The organism is Nocardia alni (genome assembly GCF_019038435.1).
GTDB lineage: Bacteria > Actinomycetota > Actinomycetes > Mycobacteriales > Mycobacteriaceae > Nocardia > Nocardia alni.
The window spans coordinates 23,319-39,478 of record NZ_JAGPOX010000040.1; the positions used below are offsets into that span (position 1 = coordinate 23,319).

Annotated in this window: 17 protein-coding genes and 1 tRNA gene; 4 read left to right on the forward strand and 14 right to left on the reverse strand. The window is 64.8% G+C overall.

Annotated features, from left to right (window positions below; all coding sequences use genetic code 11):
• Window positions 1-22: 22 nt before the first annotated feature.
• Both JZ791_RS17295 and JZ791_RS17300 read right to left on the reverse strand, forming a co-directional pair.
• Window positions 23-712, reverse strand: a complete 690-nt coding sequence (locus JZ791_RS17295; protein ID WP_216896087.1) for a VC0807 family protein — start codon at window positions 710-712, stop codon at window positions 23-25.
• A 144-nt stretch (window positions 713-856) separates the two neighbouring features.
• Window positions 857-1,354 (reverse strand): PPOX class F420-dependent oxidoreductase, encoded by a 498-nt coding sequence (locus tag JZ791_RS17300; RefSeq protein WP_216896089.1) that lies wholly within the window; start codon window positions 1,352-1,354, stop codon window positions 857-859.
• 220 nt (window positions 1,355-1,574) lie between these two features.
• Here JZ791_RS17300 and JZ791_RS17305 point away from each other — a divergent pair, with 220 nt between their 5' ends.
• Window positions 1,575-2,837, forward strand: a complete 1,263-nt coding sequence (locus tag JZ791_RS17305; RefSeq protein ID WP_216896090.1) for an ATP-binding protein — start codon at window positions 1,575-1,577, stop codon at window positions 2,835-2,837.
• 151 nt (window positions 2,838-2,988) lie between these two features.
• Here JZ791_RS17305 and JZ791_RS17310 read toward each other — a convergent pair whose 3' ends face one another.
• The 8 genes from JZ791_RS17310 to JZ791_RS17345 form a co-directional block, all read right to left on the reverse strand.
• Window positions 2,989-3,621 (reverse strand): cyclase family protein, encoded by a 633-nt coding sequence (locus JZ791_RS17310; protein ID WP_216896092.1) that lies wholly within the window; start codon window positions 3,619-3,621, stop codon window positions 2,989-2,991.
• A 231-nt stretch (window positions 3,622-3,852) separates the two neighbouring features.
• Entirely contained in the window at window positions 3,853-5,265 is a 1,413-nt protein-coding gene (locus JZ791_RS17315) for an ATP-binding protein (protein WP_216896094.1), read from the reverse strand.
• 75 nt (window positions 5,266-5,340) lie between these two features.
• Window positions 5,341-6,183 carry an RNA ligase family protein gene (locus JZ791_RS17320; protein ID WP_216896096.1) on the reverse strand — a complete coding sequence of 281 codons (843 nt, stop codon included), beginning with the start codon at window positions 6,181-6,183 and terminating at the stop codon, window positions 5,341-5,343.
• On the reverse strand, window positions 6,168-7,211 hold the full coding sequence (locus JZ791_RS17325; RefSeq protein WP_216896098.1) for an SEC-C domain-containing protein: 1,044 nt from the start codon (window positions 7,209-7,211) through the stop codon (window positions 6,168-6,170). The genes JZ791_RS17320 and JZ791_RS17325 overlap by 16 nt, the downstream gene beginning before the upstream one ends.
• A 381-nt stretch (window positions 7,212-7,592) precedes the next feature.
• Entirely contained in the window at window positions 7,593-8,675 is a 1,083-nt protein-coding gene (locus tag JZ791_RS17330; RefSeq protein WP_216896099.1) for a zinc-dependent alcohol dehydrogenase, read from the reverse strand.
• A complete protein-coding gene (locus JZ791_RS17335; RefSeq protein ID WP_216896101.1) occupies window positions 8,666-9,697 on the reverse strand; it encodes an ABC transporter substrate-binding protein in 1,032 nt (343 codons plus the stop codon). The genes JZ791_RS17330 and JZ791_RS17335 overlap by 10 nt, the downstream gene beginning before the upstream one ends.
• Before the next feature lie 5 nt (window positions 9,698-9,702).
• Window positions 9,703-10,491, reverse strand: a complete 789-nt coding sequence (locus JZ791_RS17340; RefSeq protein WP_216896103.1) for an ABC transporter permease — start codon at window positions 10,489-10,491, stop codon at window positions 9,703-9,705.
• Window positions 10,492-10,495: 4 nt separating this feature from the next.
• Complete coding sequence (locus JZ791_RS17345) at window positions 10,496-11,239, reverse strand: ABC transporter ATP-binding protein (protein ID WP_216896106.1); 744 nt, start codon at window positions 11,237-11,239, stop codon at window positions 10,496-10,498.
• 106 nt (window positions 11,240-11,345) lie between these two features.
• On the opposite strand from JZ791_RS17345, the gene JZ791_RS17350 reads away from it, so the two are divergent.
• On the forward strand, window positions 11,346-12,395 hold the full coding sequence (locus tag JZ791_RS17350) for an AraC family transcriptional regulator (RefSeq protein WP_216896108.1): 1,050 nt from the start codon (window positions 11,346-11,348) through the stop codon (window positions 12,393-12,395).
• A gap of 38 nt (window positions 12,396-12,433) precedes the next feature.
• On the opposite strand, the gene JZ791_RS17355 is transcribed toward JZ791_RS17350, so the two are convergent.
• Complete coding sequence (locus JZ791_RS17355) at window positions 12,434-13,624, reverse strand: L,D-transpeptidase (RefSeq protein ID WP_216896110.1); 1,191 nt, start codon at window positions 13,622-13,624, stop codon at window positions 12,434-12,436.
• A gap of 252 nt (window positions 13,625-13,876) precedes the next feature.
• On the opposite strand from JZ791_RS17355, the gene JZ791_RS17360 reads away from it, so the two are divergent.
• A tRNA-Lys gene (locus JZ791_RS17360) sits at window positions 13,877-13,952 on the forward strand.
• Window positions 13,953-14,016: 64 nt separating this feature from the next.
• Window positions 14,017-14,274 (forward strand): hypothetical protein, encoded by a 258-nt coding sequence (locus JZ791_RS17365; RefSeq protein WP_216896112.1) that lies wholly within the window; start codon window positions 14,017-14,019, stop codon window positions 14,272-14,274.
• On the opposite strand, the gene JZ791_RS17370 is transcribed toward JZ791_RS17365, so the two are convergent.
• From JZ791_RS17370 to JZ791_RS17380, 3 genes are all read right to left on the reverse strand, one after another.
• The gene (locus tag JZ791_RS17370; RefSeq protein WP_216896113.1) at window positions 14,241-14,837 is read right to left on the reverse strand and encodes a recombinase zinc ribbon domain-containing protein; all 597 of its coding nucleotides are present in this window, start codon (window positions 14,835-14,837) and stop codon (window positions 14,241-14,243) included. The two genes, JZ791_RS17365 and JZ791_RS17370, sit on opposite strands and share 34 nt — an antisense overlap.
• Before the next feature lie 63 nt (window positions 14,838-14,900).
• Window positions 14,901-15,797 carry an IS3 family transposase gene (locus tag JZ791_RS17375; RefSeq protein ID WP_216896115.1) on the reverse strand — a complete coding sequence of 299 codons (897 nt, stop codon included), beginning with the start codon at window positions 15,795-15,797 and terminating at the stop codon, window positions 14,901-14,903.
• Window positions 15,797-16,120, reverse strand: coding sequence for a transposase (locus JZ791_RS17380; RefSeq protein WP_216896117.1), 324 nt, complete (start codon window positions 16,118-16,120; stop codon window positions 15,797-15,799). The genes JZ791_RS17375 and JZ791_RS17380 overlap by 1 nt, the downstream gene beginning before the upstream one ends.
• Between the last annotated feature and the right edge of the window lie 40 nt (window positions 16,121-16,160).

Genomic DNA, 16,160 nt, shown 5'->3' on the forward strand with positions numbered 1-16,160 from the left:
TCGCGAATCTACCTGAGCGACTTCACATCACAGCAGGCGGTGTGCTGGGCTGCGACTCCTTACGGGCCGAGTAGACGGTCCACAGGGTCAGCAGCGCCAGCACCACGATCATCAGTATCTGGCAGATGTTGGCCGCGGTCTTGATCGGGAGCGTGTAGGCCACGGTGATGCGCAGCGCGGCGTCGATCAGCAGCCCGATACCCCAGACCAGGGATACGCGATACCAGCGGGCCCGGAACTCGGGGGTCTGCGCGAACGCCTCGAAGCGCGCGGCGCCTTCCTCCCCCGACGAGCGGGCGAAGCGCTGGGCCGCGTAGAAGGCCAGCGGACGACGAATGACGCAACTGCCGACGAAAATCAGTCCCGCGGTGCAGGTTGTCGCGCAGTCCTTGGCGAGCAGGAACCGAGCGTCACCGGTGAGAAAGCTCAGTACCAGGCCCGCACCGAACAGGATCAGCAGGAACAGTGCGAACGGATCCAATTTGCGTTCCCGCAGCCCCACCCAGGCCATCCGCACGCCGGCGACGAGGGTGCCGGCCAACAGGGAGATATAGGTATTGGCCCCGAGCATTTCGGCGATGAAGTAGGCGATCACCGACAGACCGACATCGTAGAACAGCATGGTGATCATGGACCGCACCGCAGGATTGTTCTGCTTTGTGCCGGAAGGTGTTTCGGGAGACTTCGCCGGATCGGGCGTGATGGAAGACATGTGAGGAACGGTATGTTCGCGCACCCGCCACAGGCATGCTCCGACCACCGTATTTCCGGGTGGAGATCGCTCGCCGGGTGGAGACGCTCTCCACCCCTGGATACAGAGCGAGCGCTTACGCCAGGTCCTCGTCACTGACGAATGTCATTGGGATCCAGAATCGTTCGAAGTCGGCCCGAGCTCCACCCGGACCAGCGCCGCCTCCGGCCACGTCCCACCCGTGCTCGCCAGTCGGATCTTGTCCCGCCACGACAACACACTGAAAACGCTCGTCACACCCGGAATAGCGATGAGCGGCACGATCTTCCACTGAAACCACCCATACCGCCGCCGCAGAGCACGGTCCGCCGCATCGGCTGCCGCACCATCCAAAATCGTGGCACGCCCGTACATCACCGGACCATCGGCGACGATCCGCCCGCGATAATCGCACAGCCGAAACTCCACATCCGCCCGATTCGCCAACCGCCGCGTCTTCGGCCCCCGCTTGGTCCGAAAAACCAGAACATCCCCGTCAACCCGAAACCAGATCGGCGTATCGACCCCCACCCCATCCCGCCGGAATGTTCGCAACAACACATACCGCGAGGCCACCACCCTCTCCCTCGGACTCCGGACAGTCGACGCACTGAACACACTCATCCAGCAATCCAACAACTTGATGTCGACCTGAAGTCAACCCCGAACCGTGTTCAATATTGAACACCGATAGCTGCTGCTCAACCCGGTCACCGCTGGCCAGTCGACGGGTTGATCGGCGCGCCTCCTACATCAGCGTCGGTGAATAGTCGACAGAAACGTGGGTGCAACTTCGACAGAAGCGCGGTTACAAGACCGACAAAAACGTTGTTAGAATGAGGTTATGTCCGACATGCTCGTGCCGCGATTCGCGCTTCATCGACTGGACCTGCTGGTCGGGGCGTTGCGGATTGTCATCGTCAACGGCCCCCGGCAGGCGGGCAAGACGACGCTGCTAACGATGCTGCAGGAGCAGCGAGGCGGGTCGCTGCGGTCGTTGGACAACGACCAGACCTTGGCCGCCGCCCTGGCGGATCCCCGCGAGTTCGCTCGGTACGGCGACCGACCGATCATCATCGATGAGGTGCAGCGAGGTGGGGATCCACTCGTCCTTGCGATCAAGTACCTGGTCGACCAGGACAACTCGCCCGGTCACTTCGTGCTGTCCGGATCGACGCGTTTCCTCACAATCCCCACGCTGTCGGAATCGCTTGCCGGGCGCGCGGTGTTCGTCGAACTGTGGCCGCTTGCGGTTGCCGAACGTGTAGGCGTCTCCACCGACCTCGCCTCGGTTCTCGTCGATTCCCCGAGGACACTGCTGGAGTCCGCGCCATCGTCGTGGACACGCGAGGATTATCTACAGCTACTGGTCGAAGGCGGTTTCCCCGAGGTGATTCGCCTCCCCGCCGCCATTCGCGGCGCGTGGTTCGAGGGCTATCTGCAAACTGTGATCCAGCGAGACGTGCGGCAGTTCGCCAACATCCGACACGGCGCGGTGGTGCCGCAACTGCTGCGGTTACTGGCGGCCCGTGCCGGAAGTCTGGTTGTCGCAACGGATCTCGCTCGAACGGTGGAGATGAACCAGGCGACCGTTCGCGACTACCTGTCGTATCTGAACACGGTTTTCCTGACGATCCAGATTCCGGCATGGTCGACGAGCGTCACCACCAAGGCCGCCAAGGTGTCGAAAACCTATCTCACCGATGTCGGTGTCGCCGCACACCTGTTGGGTGTCAACGCCGATTCGATGCGAGAACCAGGTCACAAGGCCGTCGGCGCGCTGCTCGAGACCTTCGTCGTCACAGAACTGGTCAAACTGCTGGCGCACCAGGACCGCGGCCTGGCCGTCCATTACTTCCGCGATCGGGATGGCAGGGAGATCGACATCATCATCGAAGGCCGCGATGGTCGAGTCGTGGGCATCGAGGTCAAGGCGTCGGCGTCGGCGTCGACAACTGATTTCCGGCACCTCGCCTGGCTGCGCGACAAACTCGGCGACAAATTCGTCACCGGCATCGTCTGCAACCTCGGTACCGAGTCGCTATCCTTCGGTGACCGGCTCATGGCAGTACCCGTGTCGATCCTTTGGGAGCACATCCGGCTGTGAGTCAGCAGTAGGCAGCATCCCATTCGATCCTTCGGGGAGAGCCGGTCGCCAATACCGAGTGGGGCTGCGGCGCTTCCGGTTTCGACGACGAAGGACTGGGCAAACCCGGCCGTGAAACCGACGGTCCCCTCGGCGAGGAAACCGGTTCGGTTTACGGAGCGAGGATGCGGGCGACGGCGCGCACGGGAGCTCCGTCGGCCCCTGCGAGCCGGATCGGGAGCAGCGACACCTCCACGGGACCGCGTCCGATCAGCAGGGACAGGTTCGTGAGGTTCTCGGCGATCACCGAGTGCGCGCCGCACAGGATTCGGTGGGCGGGTAGGTCCTCGCCCACCGGGGTGGGGTCGACGCTCAGGGCGTCGATGCCGACTGTCCGGACTCCGGCCTCGACCAGCACGGACGCCGCCTCCGGGGTGAGATACGGGTGCGACAGGTACGTCTCGGTACCCCAGTGCTCCGACCAACCGGTGGCGATCAGCACGATCCCGGTGGCGCCTGCTACACGCTCGGGGCCGATGGGGCTGCGGGGCGGGAGCCCACGGGCGTCCACCACAGTTGCCGGACCCCAGAAGCGTTCCAGTGGAAGCTCATCCAGCCTCGGCAAGGCATCGTCGATATGGAACGGCGCATCCACGTGCGTCCCCGACTGCGACCCCATGTGCAGGCGCAACACGTTCACCCCGTCGGTGGCGACAGTCAGCGCCGGACCGATCGCAACCTCGGGATCCCCCGGATAAACAGGCATCCCGGTCGTGATCGGCACCGACAGATCGACGAGTGTCATGCGGTGCCCATCTCCGACCCGGTCATGCCTCTACAACTACCGGTTCTGGGGCCACAGCAGTAATCGACGGGATCGGCGTGTCACCAGCCTGGGGCGATTTACGGCAGGTTACGTAGCGGTTCTGCGACGTATCGCATGGTCGACTCGCGACGGCAGACCGAATTCGTCCGGCGGCAGCGCTGGGAGACTTCGCCTTGCGCCAGCGGGTGATCGACGCCCAGGACCGCTCGCTCACCTCCATGCGGCGATCAGGTCGTCGGGGGTGTATCCGGTGACACCGGACACGCTGACGCCGGCCCGGGATACCGCCAGGAGCTGCGTGTGCTCGTCCGCGCCAGGTAGCTGGGCGCGGTGCAAATGCAGTCTGGTCAGATCGTGGCTGTCGAAAAGCCTGTTGTCATGCCATTTGATGGACCCGACGGCGGTGATCTTCTTCGCCACGGGTTCGCGGTCCGCACAGACGATATCGATCTCCGGATCGTTGGTGCGCGTCCAGTATCCGCCGATCACCTGAGTGTCCTGCGGAAGCGAATCCGGCATGCGCCGCAGGGATTCGCGCACGATCGATTCGACCGCACGACCGCGCCACGAGGCCCAGCCACGCCGAATCCGGGCGAGTGTGAGATCGCCTCGGCCCCGCTCGATCTCCGGTAGATACGGGCCGATGAACGCCAACCAGAACCGCAAGTGCGGATCCGCGACGATATAGCGGGTTTCCCGCGACGGCTTGGTCGAGATCGGCGTCAACACCTCGACGATGCGTTTGCCGGTGAGCAGGCGCAGCGCCCGACCGAGGCTGGCCGCCGGGAGGTCGACGGCTCTGCCGATCAGCGCATGGGTGCGTTCGCCGGACCCGATGGCGCCGAGCACCGAGCGAGCCTGCGCGTCCCGCGGAAACTCCGCCGCAAGCGCCCGTTCCCCGCTGATCAGCATTGCCGACGTCGGGTCGGTGATCGCGTCGGCCAGGTATTCGGCTGTGGTGGCGGCGCGCGGCCACTCGTCCAGAACGAGCGGCAAGCCACCGGAAACCAGGAACGCGTCGAACGCCTCGGCCGCGGGCAGCTCCAACATCTCCGCGATATCAGCGGGATTCAGCGGCGGCACAACCATCTCGCTCGCCCGCTGATGGAACGGCCGACCGTATTCGTTGAGCGCTTCCATCATCGCGAGGTCGGATCCGATACACAGCAGCAGCATCGGCTTACGCGACAACTCCCGGTCGAATACCTTCTGCAGACTGCCTTCGAAACCGGGATCGTTGTCGATGAGGTAGGGCATCTCATCGATGATCACGACACTCGGCCGATCGTCGGGAACGGCGGACGCAAGCAAGGTCAGCGCCGCGTCCCAACCGCCCGGATGCTGACCGGCGAACTTCTCGGCGCCCGGGAGCGTCGAGGCGATGCCCGCCTCGACGAACTGACGCAGGTCCAGCTCGACCGAGCGCTGTGCCGAGGCGGTGAAGTACAGGAACGGCAGATCCGCCTGTTCGACGAACTCCTCCGCAAGCCGCGACTTGCCGACTCGCCGCCGTCCACGCATGAGAATCGCCCGCCCGGGCCGACCGGCGCGCCCACCGACCACGACCCGGTCGATGGATCGCTGCAACAGCCCGAGCTCACGACGCCTAACGATTCGCGGCATAGCAGGCTGTCGATGTGCGGCACATTGCCCTCACGGCCTGCGACAGAACGTAGCGACGATCCAAGGGAGTTGAGATCATCGCACACTCCCGAGTCGATTGCCCCGCAAGCTTTGTTCTCTCGGACTGGTTACGAGGGGGCAATTTGGTTTCCAATTCCACACCGGCGCAGTGTGTTCGGGGTTGAACTCCGGCATGTAGTGGCCGTCGATCTTGTCCGGGCGGACCCATTTGCACAGGAAATCGACGTTGTTGCCGAGTTTCGGGTGATGCCTTTCGATGCGCCAGACGGCGCCCTCCACGGGGTCCAGGGCGCCGTGGCCGGAGGGGTGGAGTGTCGAGCGGACGGTGTCGACGTCGACCGGGGCGCCCTCGTGGATGGTGCAAGGCATCGTGAAATCCATTGAGCGGCAGCGGACCTCGTTCACGGTGGCGCGGGTGGTGCCGCGCATGAGGTCGAACAGGACGAATGGTTCGTGTATCAGTTGATAGCGGGTGCCGTGGGCTTGCGCCAGCCATTCACCGCACGCGCGTTCCCCGTCCTCCAGAAGGGCGTCGAAACGCTGCTGGTTGTCGCGTACCCAGGCGGCGAACCATTGGAATTGCACCATCGGGCTGGCCGCGGCTCGACGGCCACCCCGGGTTAAGGCGACCAGTTCACCGGCCACCTTCACGACCGAGACATTCGCGCCGTCCAGCTTCTCTTGCGCGATCACCACATCGAATCGATCCCGGGCACGTTCGGTCGCGATGCGCACCTGACCACCACCCAGGCTGCGGTCCGATGGACCCAGACGCGATGAGGGCAGGTGCGGGATGGAGCCATACGACACGCGCCCGAGCGATTGATCACAATTCGTCTTTGCCACTGCGCTTTTCCTCTCTGTTTGTGCGGGAACCGCGATTACGAATAGCGCCAACCCTCGCCGGTTCGGATCTGGAACTCGCGCAACGCGGTCTCCTCCGGGTCGAGGAGATGCGGTGCACCGCAGCACTTCTTGTACTTCGTACCGGAGCCGCACCAGCAGGAGGCGTTGCGTTCCGGAGGCCAGCGGATGGCACGGTTGTCGCGGACCAACTGGGCCGCATACAGCTTCACCACGGCACCGGAACAGGGGTCCATATCGTTTCGGCGCGCGTAGGCGCGGAGCCCCGAGGTATCGATCGAGGCGATGTATTTGGTGATGCCGGGTGATATCTGCATTCGGTAACAGCGCTCGATGGCGATCCGCTGGCTGTCCGCGTCGGTGAAGCCGACGGCCTCAGCGATCTCCCGGTCCTCGGGGATATCGAATACAGCGGGCGGGAAGTACCCCAGGACGGCTCGACCAATCGGGTCCGAATCTGCTTCTGCCGTAATCTCGTTCAGGAACCAATCGACCTGCGCCACCAGTTTCTGGTCGACCCGCTTGCCCGCACAGGCCGCGACGACGGCGCGGTAGTGGTGATAAAGCTCCCGGGCATCGTTCAGATCCCCGCCCATCCGTAGCAACAGCCGCAGCCCGGATTCGACCCACAGCAGCGCTCGCTCGGGATCGCACTTGCGCAGCATCTCGGCGCACAGCGCGGGAAGTTTCAAGTCGCGCAGGTAATCCGGCTGCGCATCGACATAGGCCAGCAGCTCGTCGAACTCGATCAGCGCCCCGGCGGTGTCACCGGCATTGAGCCGGACCTGGGCATGGCCGAGCATCGCGGGATGCCTGAGTTCGGCGGGACTGTCCTGGCACGCCTGTTCCAGCAGACGCAGCGCACTCGCCGCGTCACCCTCCTGGTCATAGATAGTCGCGAGGAAGGTGGCCATCTGCGCGCGCTCGGGGCCCTGGGCACGCACCACCTCGCGTTCGAATATCGCCTTGGCCGCGGCGTTGCGCGCCGGATCGACCGCGTCACCGATGGCCAGGCTGACGACGGGTATGCCGGTAACTCGTTGAATCTCCTCTGGGTCCATAACACCCGATGCTGCCAGTCACTCGTCGCCCGAACACGCGAATTACCCAGCCGCAGAGCCTAATTCTGCCGTCTTTCCAATTTGCGAACTATCAGTCCGACCGATTCCATTCACGGACTCTCGCACTGGAAAGAATTCACGGCGACGAAAGTTGCGACATAGTCGCAGAACTCATCACCATGCAGCCCGAACCGACCTCACCGAAGCCCCTCACCCAGCAGCGACCGGCGTCCGGTCCGCTAGACCCATCTTCTGCGCCATCGTGCGAGCAGCCTTGGAGACCAACAATTTCCGCGCCCGACCAGTTTCATGAAGGCGTCCCGATTTCTCCGGCGACGTCCACTGGTCACGCCGGAAGATCCACACCAAGTCGGGCGAATCTCACCCGATCTGGAGCACCACCTTGAGCGCGTCGTCACGACGTTGTTCGAGGGTGTCGAAGGCCTCGGCGATACCTTCCAGGGGAAAGCGGTGAGTGATCAGCGGTGCGGGGCGCAGCAGACCGCGCTCGGCGAGGGTGACCGCACGGCCCACGGCACGGTTGCCCTCGCCGCGAATCGTGAACAGGGTCAGGCCCGTCTTCACCGCACGGTTCAGATCGGCGGTGACCGGACCGTGGAAGTAGCCGACGAGCACGATGCGGCCCGCCGGCTTGCACATCCGAATCGCCTGGTCCACAGACTCGTTCGCGCCCGAGCATTCCAGGACCGCGTCCACGCCGACTCCACCGGTCGCCTCGAGGACCGCGTCCACCGGATCGGTGTCACGGGCGTTCACGACCAGATCCGCGCCCATCTCGCGGCCCAGGCGCAGGCGCGAATCGCGGGTGCCCGTCAGGATCACCCGTGCCGCCCCCAGCGCCGAGAGGATCTGCACGGCCGTCAGGCCGACCGGACCGGGGCCGATCACCGCGACCGTCTCCCCGGCCACCAGAGGGCCCATCGTGTCGATCGCGTACATGGATGTGCCCGCGGTGGTGATCATGACCGCGTCCTCGAAGCTCACCACGTCGGGCAGGCGGTAGAGCGTGGAGACGTGGTTGACCACGTAGTCGGCGAAGCCGCCGTCCACCGACATGCCCATCGCCCGGTGTCCGAGATCGGCGCGGCCGTAGTTCAGGCACGAGGTGTATCGGCCGCGCACACAGTTCTGACAGCGCATGCACCCCCGGTGCGCCTCGACCACCACGCGGTCACCGATCGCGAATTCCTCGACGGCCGGGCCCAATTCGACGACCGTGCCCGCGTATTCGTGGCCGGGTGTGAACGTACCCGGCGCGGGCTGGGACGGAAAGAACGATCCCGCACGGATTTTCAGGTCCGTACCGCACAGCGACGCGGCCTCCACGCGCAGCAGCACCTCCCCCGGACCCGGCCGGGGCACGGCCTTCTCGACGACCCGCAGATCACTCGGCCCGAAGATGACCGCCGAGCGCATTCCCGATGCGATCGCGCTCAATGCCATCGTGGATCTCCCTTCATCGGGCCGCCGAGACGCGCCACGGCCGTATCCATGAGACTGCTGTCGATCACCTTGCTCATATCGGGAGCGCCGTTGGGCAGCAGCCCACCGATCTGCTGCATCTGCTCGACCGTGAACGCGAATCGCGCGAAGTCCAATCCACGATTGACCGGGAAGATACCGTCCTGATCGATCAGCCGGGTGTATGCCTGGTCGACCACGGCGGGCGGATAGCCTGTCGCGGCGACGATCTCGGGCACAACCCGCGTGCGATTGCTGTAGATCAGCCGATGCGCCTTGGTCACCGCGGTGAGGAATCGAACGGCGACATCGCGATGCGAGGTGAGCCAGCCGGACTTCACGAAATAGGTGCCGTAGACGTAGTCCGGCATCAGCTTGTACATATCGATGAGCGCGTGCAGTGAGGGATCGCGCGATTCGGCGTCGATCGACTGTTCCTGTTGCAGCACCGCGGAATCGATCTTGTGCTGGAGCAGGTAACTCACATAGCCGGTGTCCGGGACGCTCACATAGTGCACGTCCGCCGACGTCAGGTGCGCGGTCTGATAGACCGCGCGGGTCATGATCTCGCGGAAGGCGCCGACGCTCTGGATGCCCAGGCGCTTACCCTTCAGGCCGTCGGGAGTCGTTATATCCGAAGGCGTCTCGAGCACGACCGGCAGCCGATCCGCGTACGAGCCGATGATCACCAGACCGGCCGCGCCGGCGGTTCCCAGCACTGGTTCCGCGCTCGAGCCGCCGATGTCGGAGGCGCCCGCGATCACCGACTGTAGCGTCGCGGTCCCCGCGGACAGTCCCTGCACGTGGACGGTGAGCTTCTGCTCGGCGAAGTACCCGTTCGCCTGCGCGACGGCGATATCCGACTGGGCGAACGCGGGTTTCAGTCCGGGCAGGGAGACGGTGATGGTCGCGGGCGCTCCCGGCGCCGCCGAGGACGTCGTGCCGCATCCGCAGGCGGCCAGCAGCGCGGCGGCAACCGCGACTGCCAGGGCGACTCGTCTCATGTGTCTCATTCCCCTGTTTCGGTTTTCCACGGCGCCAGGCGCGCCTCCAGCGTCCGCAGCGCCCAGGTGAACGCCACGCCCAACAACATCAGGATCACCACCGGCACGAACACCTGAGCGGTCTGGAAGGTACTCGCGTAGCTCACGATGACGAAGCCGAGACCCGATATCGCCGAATAGAATTCGGCGATCACGACCCCGACCAGCGCACGCCCGACCGCCAGCCGGACGCCGGTGATCACATACGGCAGCGCCGAGGGCAGCAGCACATCGCGCCACAGTCCCGGCTCACCGGCCAGATACGAGCGGGCGACCTCGATCAGCTGCGTGTCGGCCTCGCGCACGCCGCGGGCGGTGTTCAGCACGATCGCGAAGACCGAGAACAGGAAGATGATCACGATCTTGGCGGTCGCACCGAATCCGACCCACAGCACGATCACCGGCACCAGCGCGACGGTCGGCGTCGCGTAGAGCGCGTCCATCGGGACCTCGAACAGCGCCTCGATCACCCGGCTGCGCCCCATGGCCAGCCCGACGATCACCCCGACGACGATGGAAAGACCGAGCCCGCAAGCGAATACGGTGAGGCTCTCACCGAGCGCGGGCCACAGGCTCGGCTTGCCCGGCGGCGGCGTTCCGAACGCCATCGTCCAGCCCGCCCGCGCGATCGCCGTCGGATAGGTGAACAAGATCGGATTGGTGTGGCGCCCATACCATTCCCACACACCGAGCACCGCGACGACCGACAGCGCGCGCAGGAGCATGCGCCGCACGGACCACGGTAAGCTGGGCAAACTATCAGCCAAACTGCAACGCCTTCCGAACTTTTCGGCGGAGTTCAGGATAGCCCGGATGGACCCTCGCGTCCTGCGCGGTGCGCGGTCGCGGGATCGGCACATCGATGATATGCGCGGCGACGCCACCGGCCATGACGATGATCCGGTCGCCCAGCACGATCGCCTCGTCGATGTCGTGGGTGATGAAAATGCCGGTGATGCTGCGGTTCTCGGCCCAGATGCGCAGCAGCTCATCGTGCAGCTGCTCGCGGGTGATCGCGTCGAGCGCACCGAACGGCTCGTCCATCAGCAGCACCTCGGGCTCGACCGCCAGGGCCCGCGCCAGCCCCACACGCTGCTGCATGCCGCCGGAGAGTTGGCGTGGATACCGATCCTCGGCGCCCTTCAGTCCGATGGTCTCGATGAGCCGATCGACCCGTTGCGGATCGCGCACGCCGCGGTTGCGCAGTCCGTATTCGATGTTGGCGCGCACCGTCTTCCAGGGGAAGAGCCCGAAATGCTGGAACACCATCGCCGTGCGCTCCGACGGTGCGGTGACGGCCCGGCCGTCGAGAAGCACCGCACCGGAGTCGCAGCGCAGCAATCCGGCCATGATGCGCAGCAATGTCGTCTTGCCGCAACCGGATTGCCCGACGATGCACACCAATTCATGGCCGTCCACATCGAACGTGATGTCGTCCAGTACCCGCCGCCCGCCGAAGCCGTGGACAACGTGATCGACGACGATGCGCTTGCCTTCACCCACGATTTGTGTCCCCCCTCCGCCCGCAGGCGAAAAGTAACACATCCACAGATCATCATCCACGCGAATACGCACTCATCGGAACGACTCGTTTGAGATCATGCACAGCGTGGGCAGTGACTGGATACGACAGCGCGCGGCGCAGCTGCGGTCCACCACCAATGCCGCGCTGATGGTGGAATACGCCGTCGGGCGCGGGCTGCGGCGGCCGGATGTCCTGCGGCACACCGATATCGGCGAGCATCAGCTGAGCGACCCGACGGCCGAGATCACCCTGGGCCAGGAGTACACCCTCATGCGCAACCTGGTTTCCGGCCTGGGCGACGAGCCCGGGACGGGGATGATGGCCGGGCTGCTGTGCCATCCACCGTCCCTGGGTGTGCTGGGCCTGGCCGCGATCAGCTCCCCAACCCTGCGCTCGGCCGCCGAGACCGCCATGCGCTACGCCGACCTGTCGTTCACCGTCGCCGAACACGAGATGCAGGACCACGGCGACGAGGTCTGGCTGGTGCGCCACGACCGCGGCGTGCCACCCGAGATCCGCCGGTTCGCGGTCGAGCGCGACGTCGCGGCGATCTGGACGATCCAGATGGACGTGCTGCCGATCCGCCTGCCGATCGTGCGGGTGGAGGTGGCCGCTCAGCCGGACCCGGTCTACGAGATGTTCGGCGCGATCCTGGGCGTCGACAATATCGTCTACGGCGCCAAGAAATCCATTCTGGTCGGCCAGGCCCGCACGCTGGAAATGCCCATGCCGCAAGCCAATCCGGCCACGTCACGATACTACGAACGGCAGTGCGCGGATCTGCTGCAGCGCCGCCGAAACCGGGGCGGGATCAGCGAGCAAGTCCGGGAACTGCTGATCCGCCGCGGCCGCGTCGCCGGACAGACCCATATCGCCGCCGATCTGGACCTGAGCGTGCGCACTCTGCGCCGGCGACTGTCCGACGAGGGCACCACTTTTCGCGAACTGGCCACCGAGACTGTCGGCTTGCTCGCCGAAGAACTGCTGGTGAGCGGACTGACCGTGGAGCATGTCGCGGATCAGCTGGGTTATTCGAGCGTCTCGGCGTTCACCACCGCGTTCCGGGCCTGGAAGGGACAGTCGCCCGGCCACTACGCACGTCTGCACCGGGGCCGGGTCGCCGCGCGCGTCTGAAACCGCACCCCTCGGGGCCGTCCCGTGCGAGCTGCGGCTCAGCGGTTGATATCCGCGTTGCCCGCCTTCCATTGGGGCCAGGGGATGTTCCAGTCGCCCAGCCCGTCGTCGCCCGGAAGTACGTCTCCCACAGTGTTCTTCACAACCGCTATGTCGCCGCGCTTGGCGTTCTCATAGACCCATTCGGCGTCGGTCGGGCTCAGATTGAGGCAGCCGTGACTGGTGTTGACCGAGCCCTGCGCCCAGACCGACCACGGCGCGGAGTGCATGAAGATACCGCTGTAGGACATGCGCGTGGCCCATTCCACCCTGGTGCGATACCCGCTGGGTCCGGTCGCCGCGACGCCGAAGGTGGAGGAGTCCATGATCATATGGTCGAAGCGGTCGCTGATGATGTAGACGCCGTTGTTGGTGGGTGAGGAGTCCTTGCCCATCGACGTCGGCATCGTCCGCACCACCTTGCCGTTGTGCTCGACGGTCACCACCTTGGTGTTGTCGTCCGCATTGAAGACCATGGCATCGCCGATGGTGAAGTCGGAGTGGATTCCGCTGTCGGCGACCAAGCCCGCTCCCAGGTCGCGACCGTAGGTATTCACATCCACCGTGACGCGCGTGCCCGGCGCCCAGAAATGCTCCGGCCGCCACCTCACCTCCCGGGCGTTCACCCAGTAGAAGGCGCCCTCCACCGGCGGCACCGTGGTGACATGGATCGCGTTCTGCACCGCGCGCCGGTCCGAGATGTTCTCGTCGAACTGCACCGCCACCGGTTGCCCGATGCCCACCACCTCGTTCTCCCCCGGCAGCATGAACGGATGCGTGCGATTCTCGGGCGCCATCGTGGTGAAATTCACCGTGCTCGCCGCCGCGCCGCCGATCCCGATCGCATGCGCCTGCAACCGGTAGGCGCGCCCGAATCCGAGCGGCTCGATGCTCTGCCAGGATCGCCCGTCCGGCGCGAGCTTCCCCGGCACCGGGTTCCCGTCCGGATTCGTCAGCGCGATATCGGTGAACAGCCCGTCATCCACCCGCACCCGCAACGGATCGGCCACCGGCACCCCCACCGCCCCATCGGCCACCGGCACAACGAGCTTGGGCATAACCGTCCCGAGCAGCGAAGGCGCCCGACTGACCACATTGACCGGGCGCGCATGCCCACCGCACCCCGCCGCGACCAGCGCCACCGCGCAAACCACCACAACACTATGGAGCCCGTGCCGCACTCTGCTCATATGCCAACCCGTTCACTCGGGCACATCCGGGGCAGCCCCGGCTGCGCTGCTCACCACCACACCCGCAGGAGATCGGTCGAGACCACGCGTCGCCCATTGTGCCAGCACAATCCCCCCAACTCCCACAAACACGACGAACCACTCCCAAACAACCCCCTGACCAGCCGATTTCACTTTCCAACCGCGCGCCTGTTATGGTTTTCCCCGCACCGGAACGGAGCCGACAGGGCCCCGGCACCGGTCACTGCACAAGCGCCATTAGCTCAATTGGCAGAGCAGCTGACTCTTAATCAGCGGGTTCGGGGTTCGAGTCCCTGATGGCGCACCATATGACCGTTACTAGAAACATGGCCCAAATAAACGGCGCAAGCCAGGGCTGATACATGCTTCGCATGCTCGCCACCCAACCGGGTGGCGAGTTGCTTTTCTGGGAGATGCTGATGAAGCACTCCTTCAACTACCGCTCTCGCGGTGGCTTCGTCTTCGCCTCGGGCAAGTGCTGCGTGGCCAGCTTGGATGGCATGCAGCTCGGCGATGACGGGCTGGAACTCATGGCCGGTGACCTGGTCTTCGAAGACATACAGTCGCTTGAAGATCGCCTGGTTCAACCGCCGCCTCAGTTGTCACTGGCTCCCTTGTACAAGCGATAGGGGTTTCGTAGGAGCTCCAGGCAGGTGGTCAGGAACTCGGCACTGGCCGAGAGATCGAGCTGGACCTTGCCGAGTTCGGCTTCCAGCTTGTCCCGCTCGCGCTTGATGTCCGTCAAGCGGGAGCGGATCTTGGCCTGGGGCAATGCCCCATCCTCAGCCAACGACAGCAGGTTGGTCTCTTTTGTATCCAGGTCTTTGAGCTGGTCCTGAAGGTGTTTTTTGTAGAGGCGCTGGGTGGCTTCGGTCTCGGCCAGCATGTCGTCCAACGCCAGCTGCATGACGGCGATGAACTGGGGCGAGAAAGCGATCCGCTTGTAGTATTCAACCACCGCCTCCTCGATCCGGTCGGCGTTGAGGTGGGGTGAGTGGCACCCGGCGTTCTTCTGGTTGCCGATGCAGAAGAAGTACCAGTAGTCCCCGCCGTGCCGACCAGGGGTGCGCTGGATGATCATCCTCCGAACCACCCCGTCGACACGATCCTTGCCACAGAACAAGCTGCCCTTGAGATAGTGATGGTGCACTCGCCGCCGTTCGCCGGCAACGCCGTGCTCATCGAGCCTCATCTGCACCCGGTTGAACGTCTCTTCGTCGACGAGTGAGGTTCTCCCCGAATGGTGGACAGGGGATTAAGCGGCTTCAGACGCCGCAGCTAGCGACTGCTCGTATCGGGCAGGGCTGAGCATGCCGATTACGGAGTGTCTCCGTTGACTATTGTAGAAATTGATCCAGTTGTCAACCGCGGCAACGAGTTCGGCTTTGGTGGCGAAGGTGTGACGGTAGTAGCACTCGTGTTTGAACGTCGACCACAGCGATTCCGCGCCGGCATTGTCCCAGCAGATCCCGGTCGCGCCCATCGAACGCCGCAGTCCGTGCCGCCGACATGCTTTCGCGGTGGCGTCGGCGGTGTACTGGCTGCCGCGGTCCGAATGCAGGATCGTGCCGACGCACCGACCCTCGCGCGCTGCGGCGGCCCGGTCGACCGCGTCGGTGACGAACTCGGCGAGCATGTGGTCCTCGGTGGTCCAGCCGAGCACCTTCTTGGTGTGCTCGTCCTTGACCGCGCACAAGTACATGTCACCTTCGCCGCAGGTCAGATACGTGATATCCGACGTCCACACTGCGTCCGGGCGCCCCTGGTCGAACTCGCGGTCCACGAGGTCGGGCGGGAACGAGGCGGCCGGGTCCCCGATCGTGGTCCTCTGCTTGAAGGTGCGGGGGCTGACGCCTTGCAGGCCGATCTGAGCCATGATCTTGGCGACGGTCTTGGCCGTGACCTGCTCGCCGCCCTCGCGAAGATCGGCGGTGATGCGCGGTGATCCGTAGGTCCCGCCCGATGCCTTGTGAGACTCGACGATCTTCACCTCCAGATCGGTACGCCTCTGCTGCCGCGGCATCAAATCTGTTGTGGTACTTCGCTTCACGTGCTCGTAGTAGCCGGACGTGGATACCTCGAGCAGCCGCGCCATGCGGGTGACTTCGACACGGAACGGCCGTGGAATCTCGGAGGCCGCGTACTTCACCATCAGCTCGAACCGTTCCGATTCTGCTGCATCGCCGCAAAGTACGCGCTGGCTTTTTTAAGGAACGCGATGTCCTTGTCCTGCTCAGCGACTTGCCTGCGCAATCGCAGCAGCTCTGCTCGTTCGGCCGGATCCAGCGGTTTCTCACCATGGGACGCGGCTGCCTCTATTCGGCGGCGTTCGTCTTTGACCCACCCACCCAAAAGGGCCTCGTTCAAACCCAACTCACGGGCAACCTCGGCGATCGTGCGACCGGTATCGATCACCCGGTGGGCGGCCTCAACCTTGTACTCGGCCGTGAACGACCGACGCTTACGAGGAGGCACACGGACATCCTTCCAGCAGGACCAGCAATCCTGCTAACTC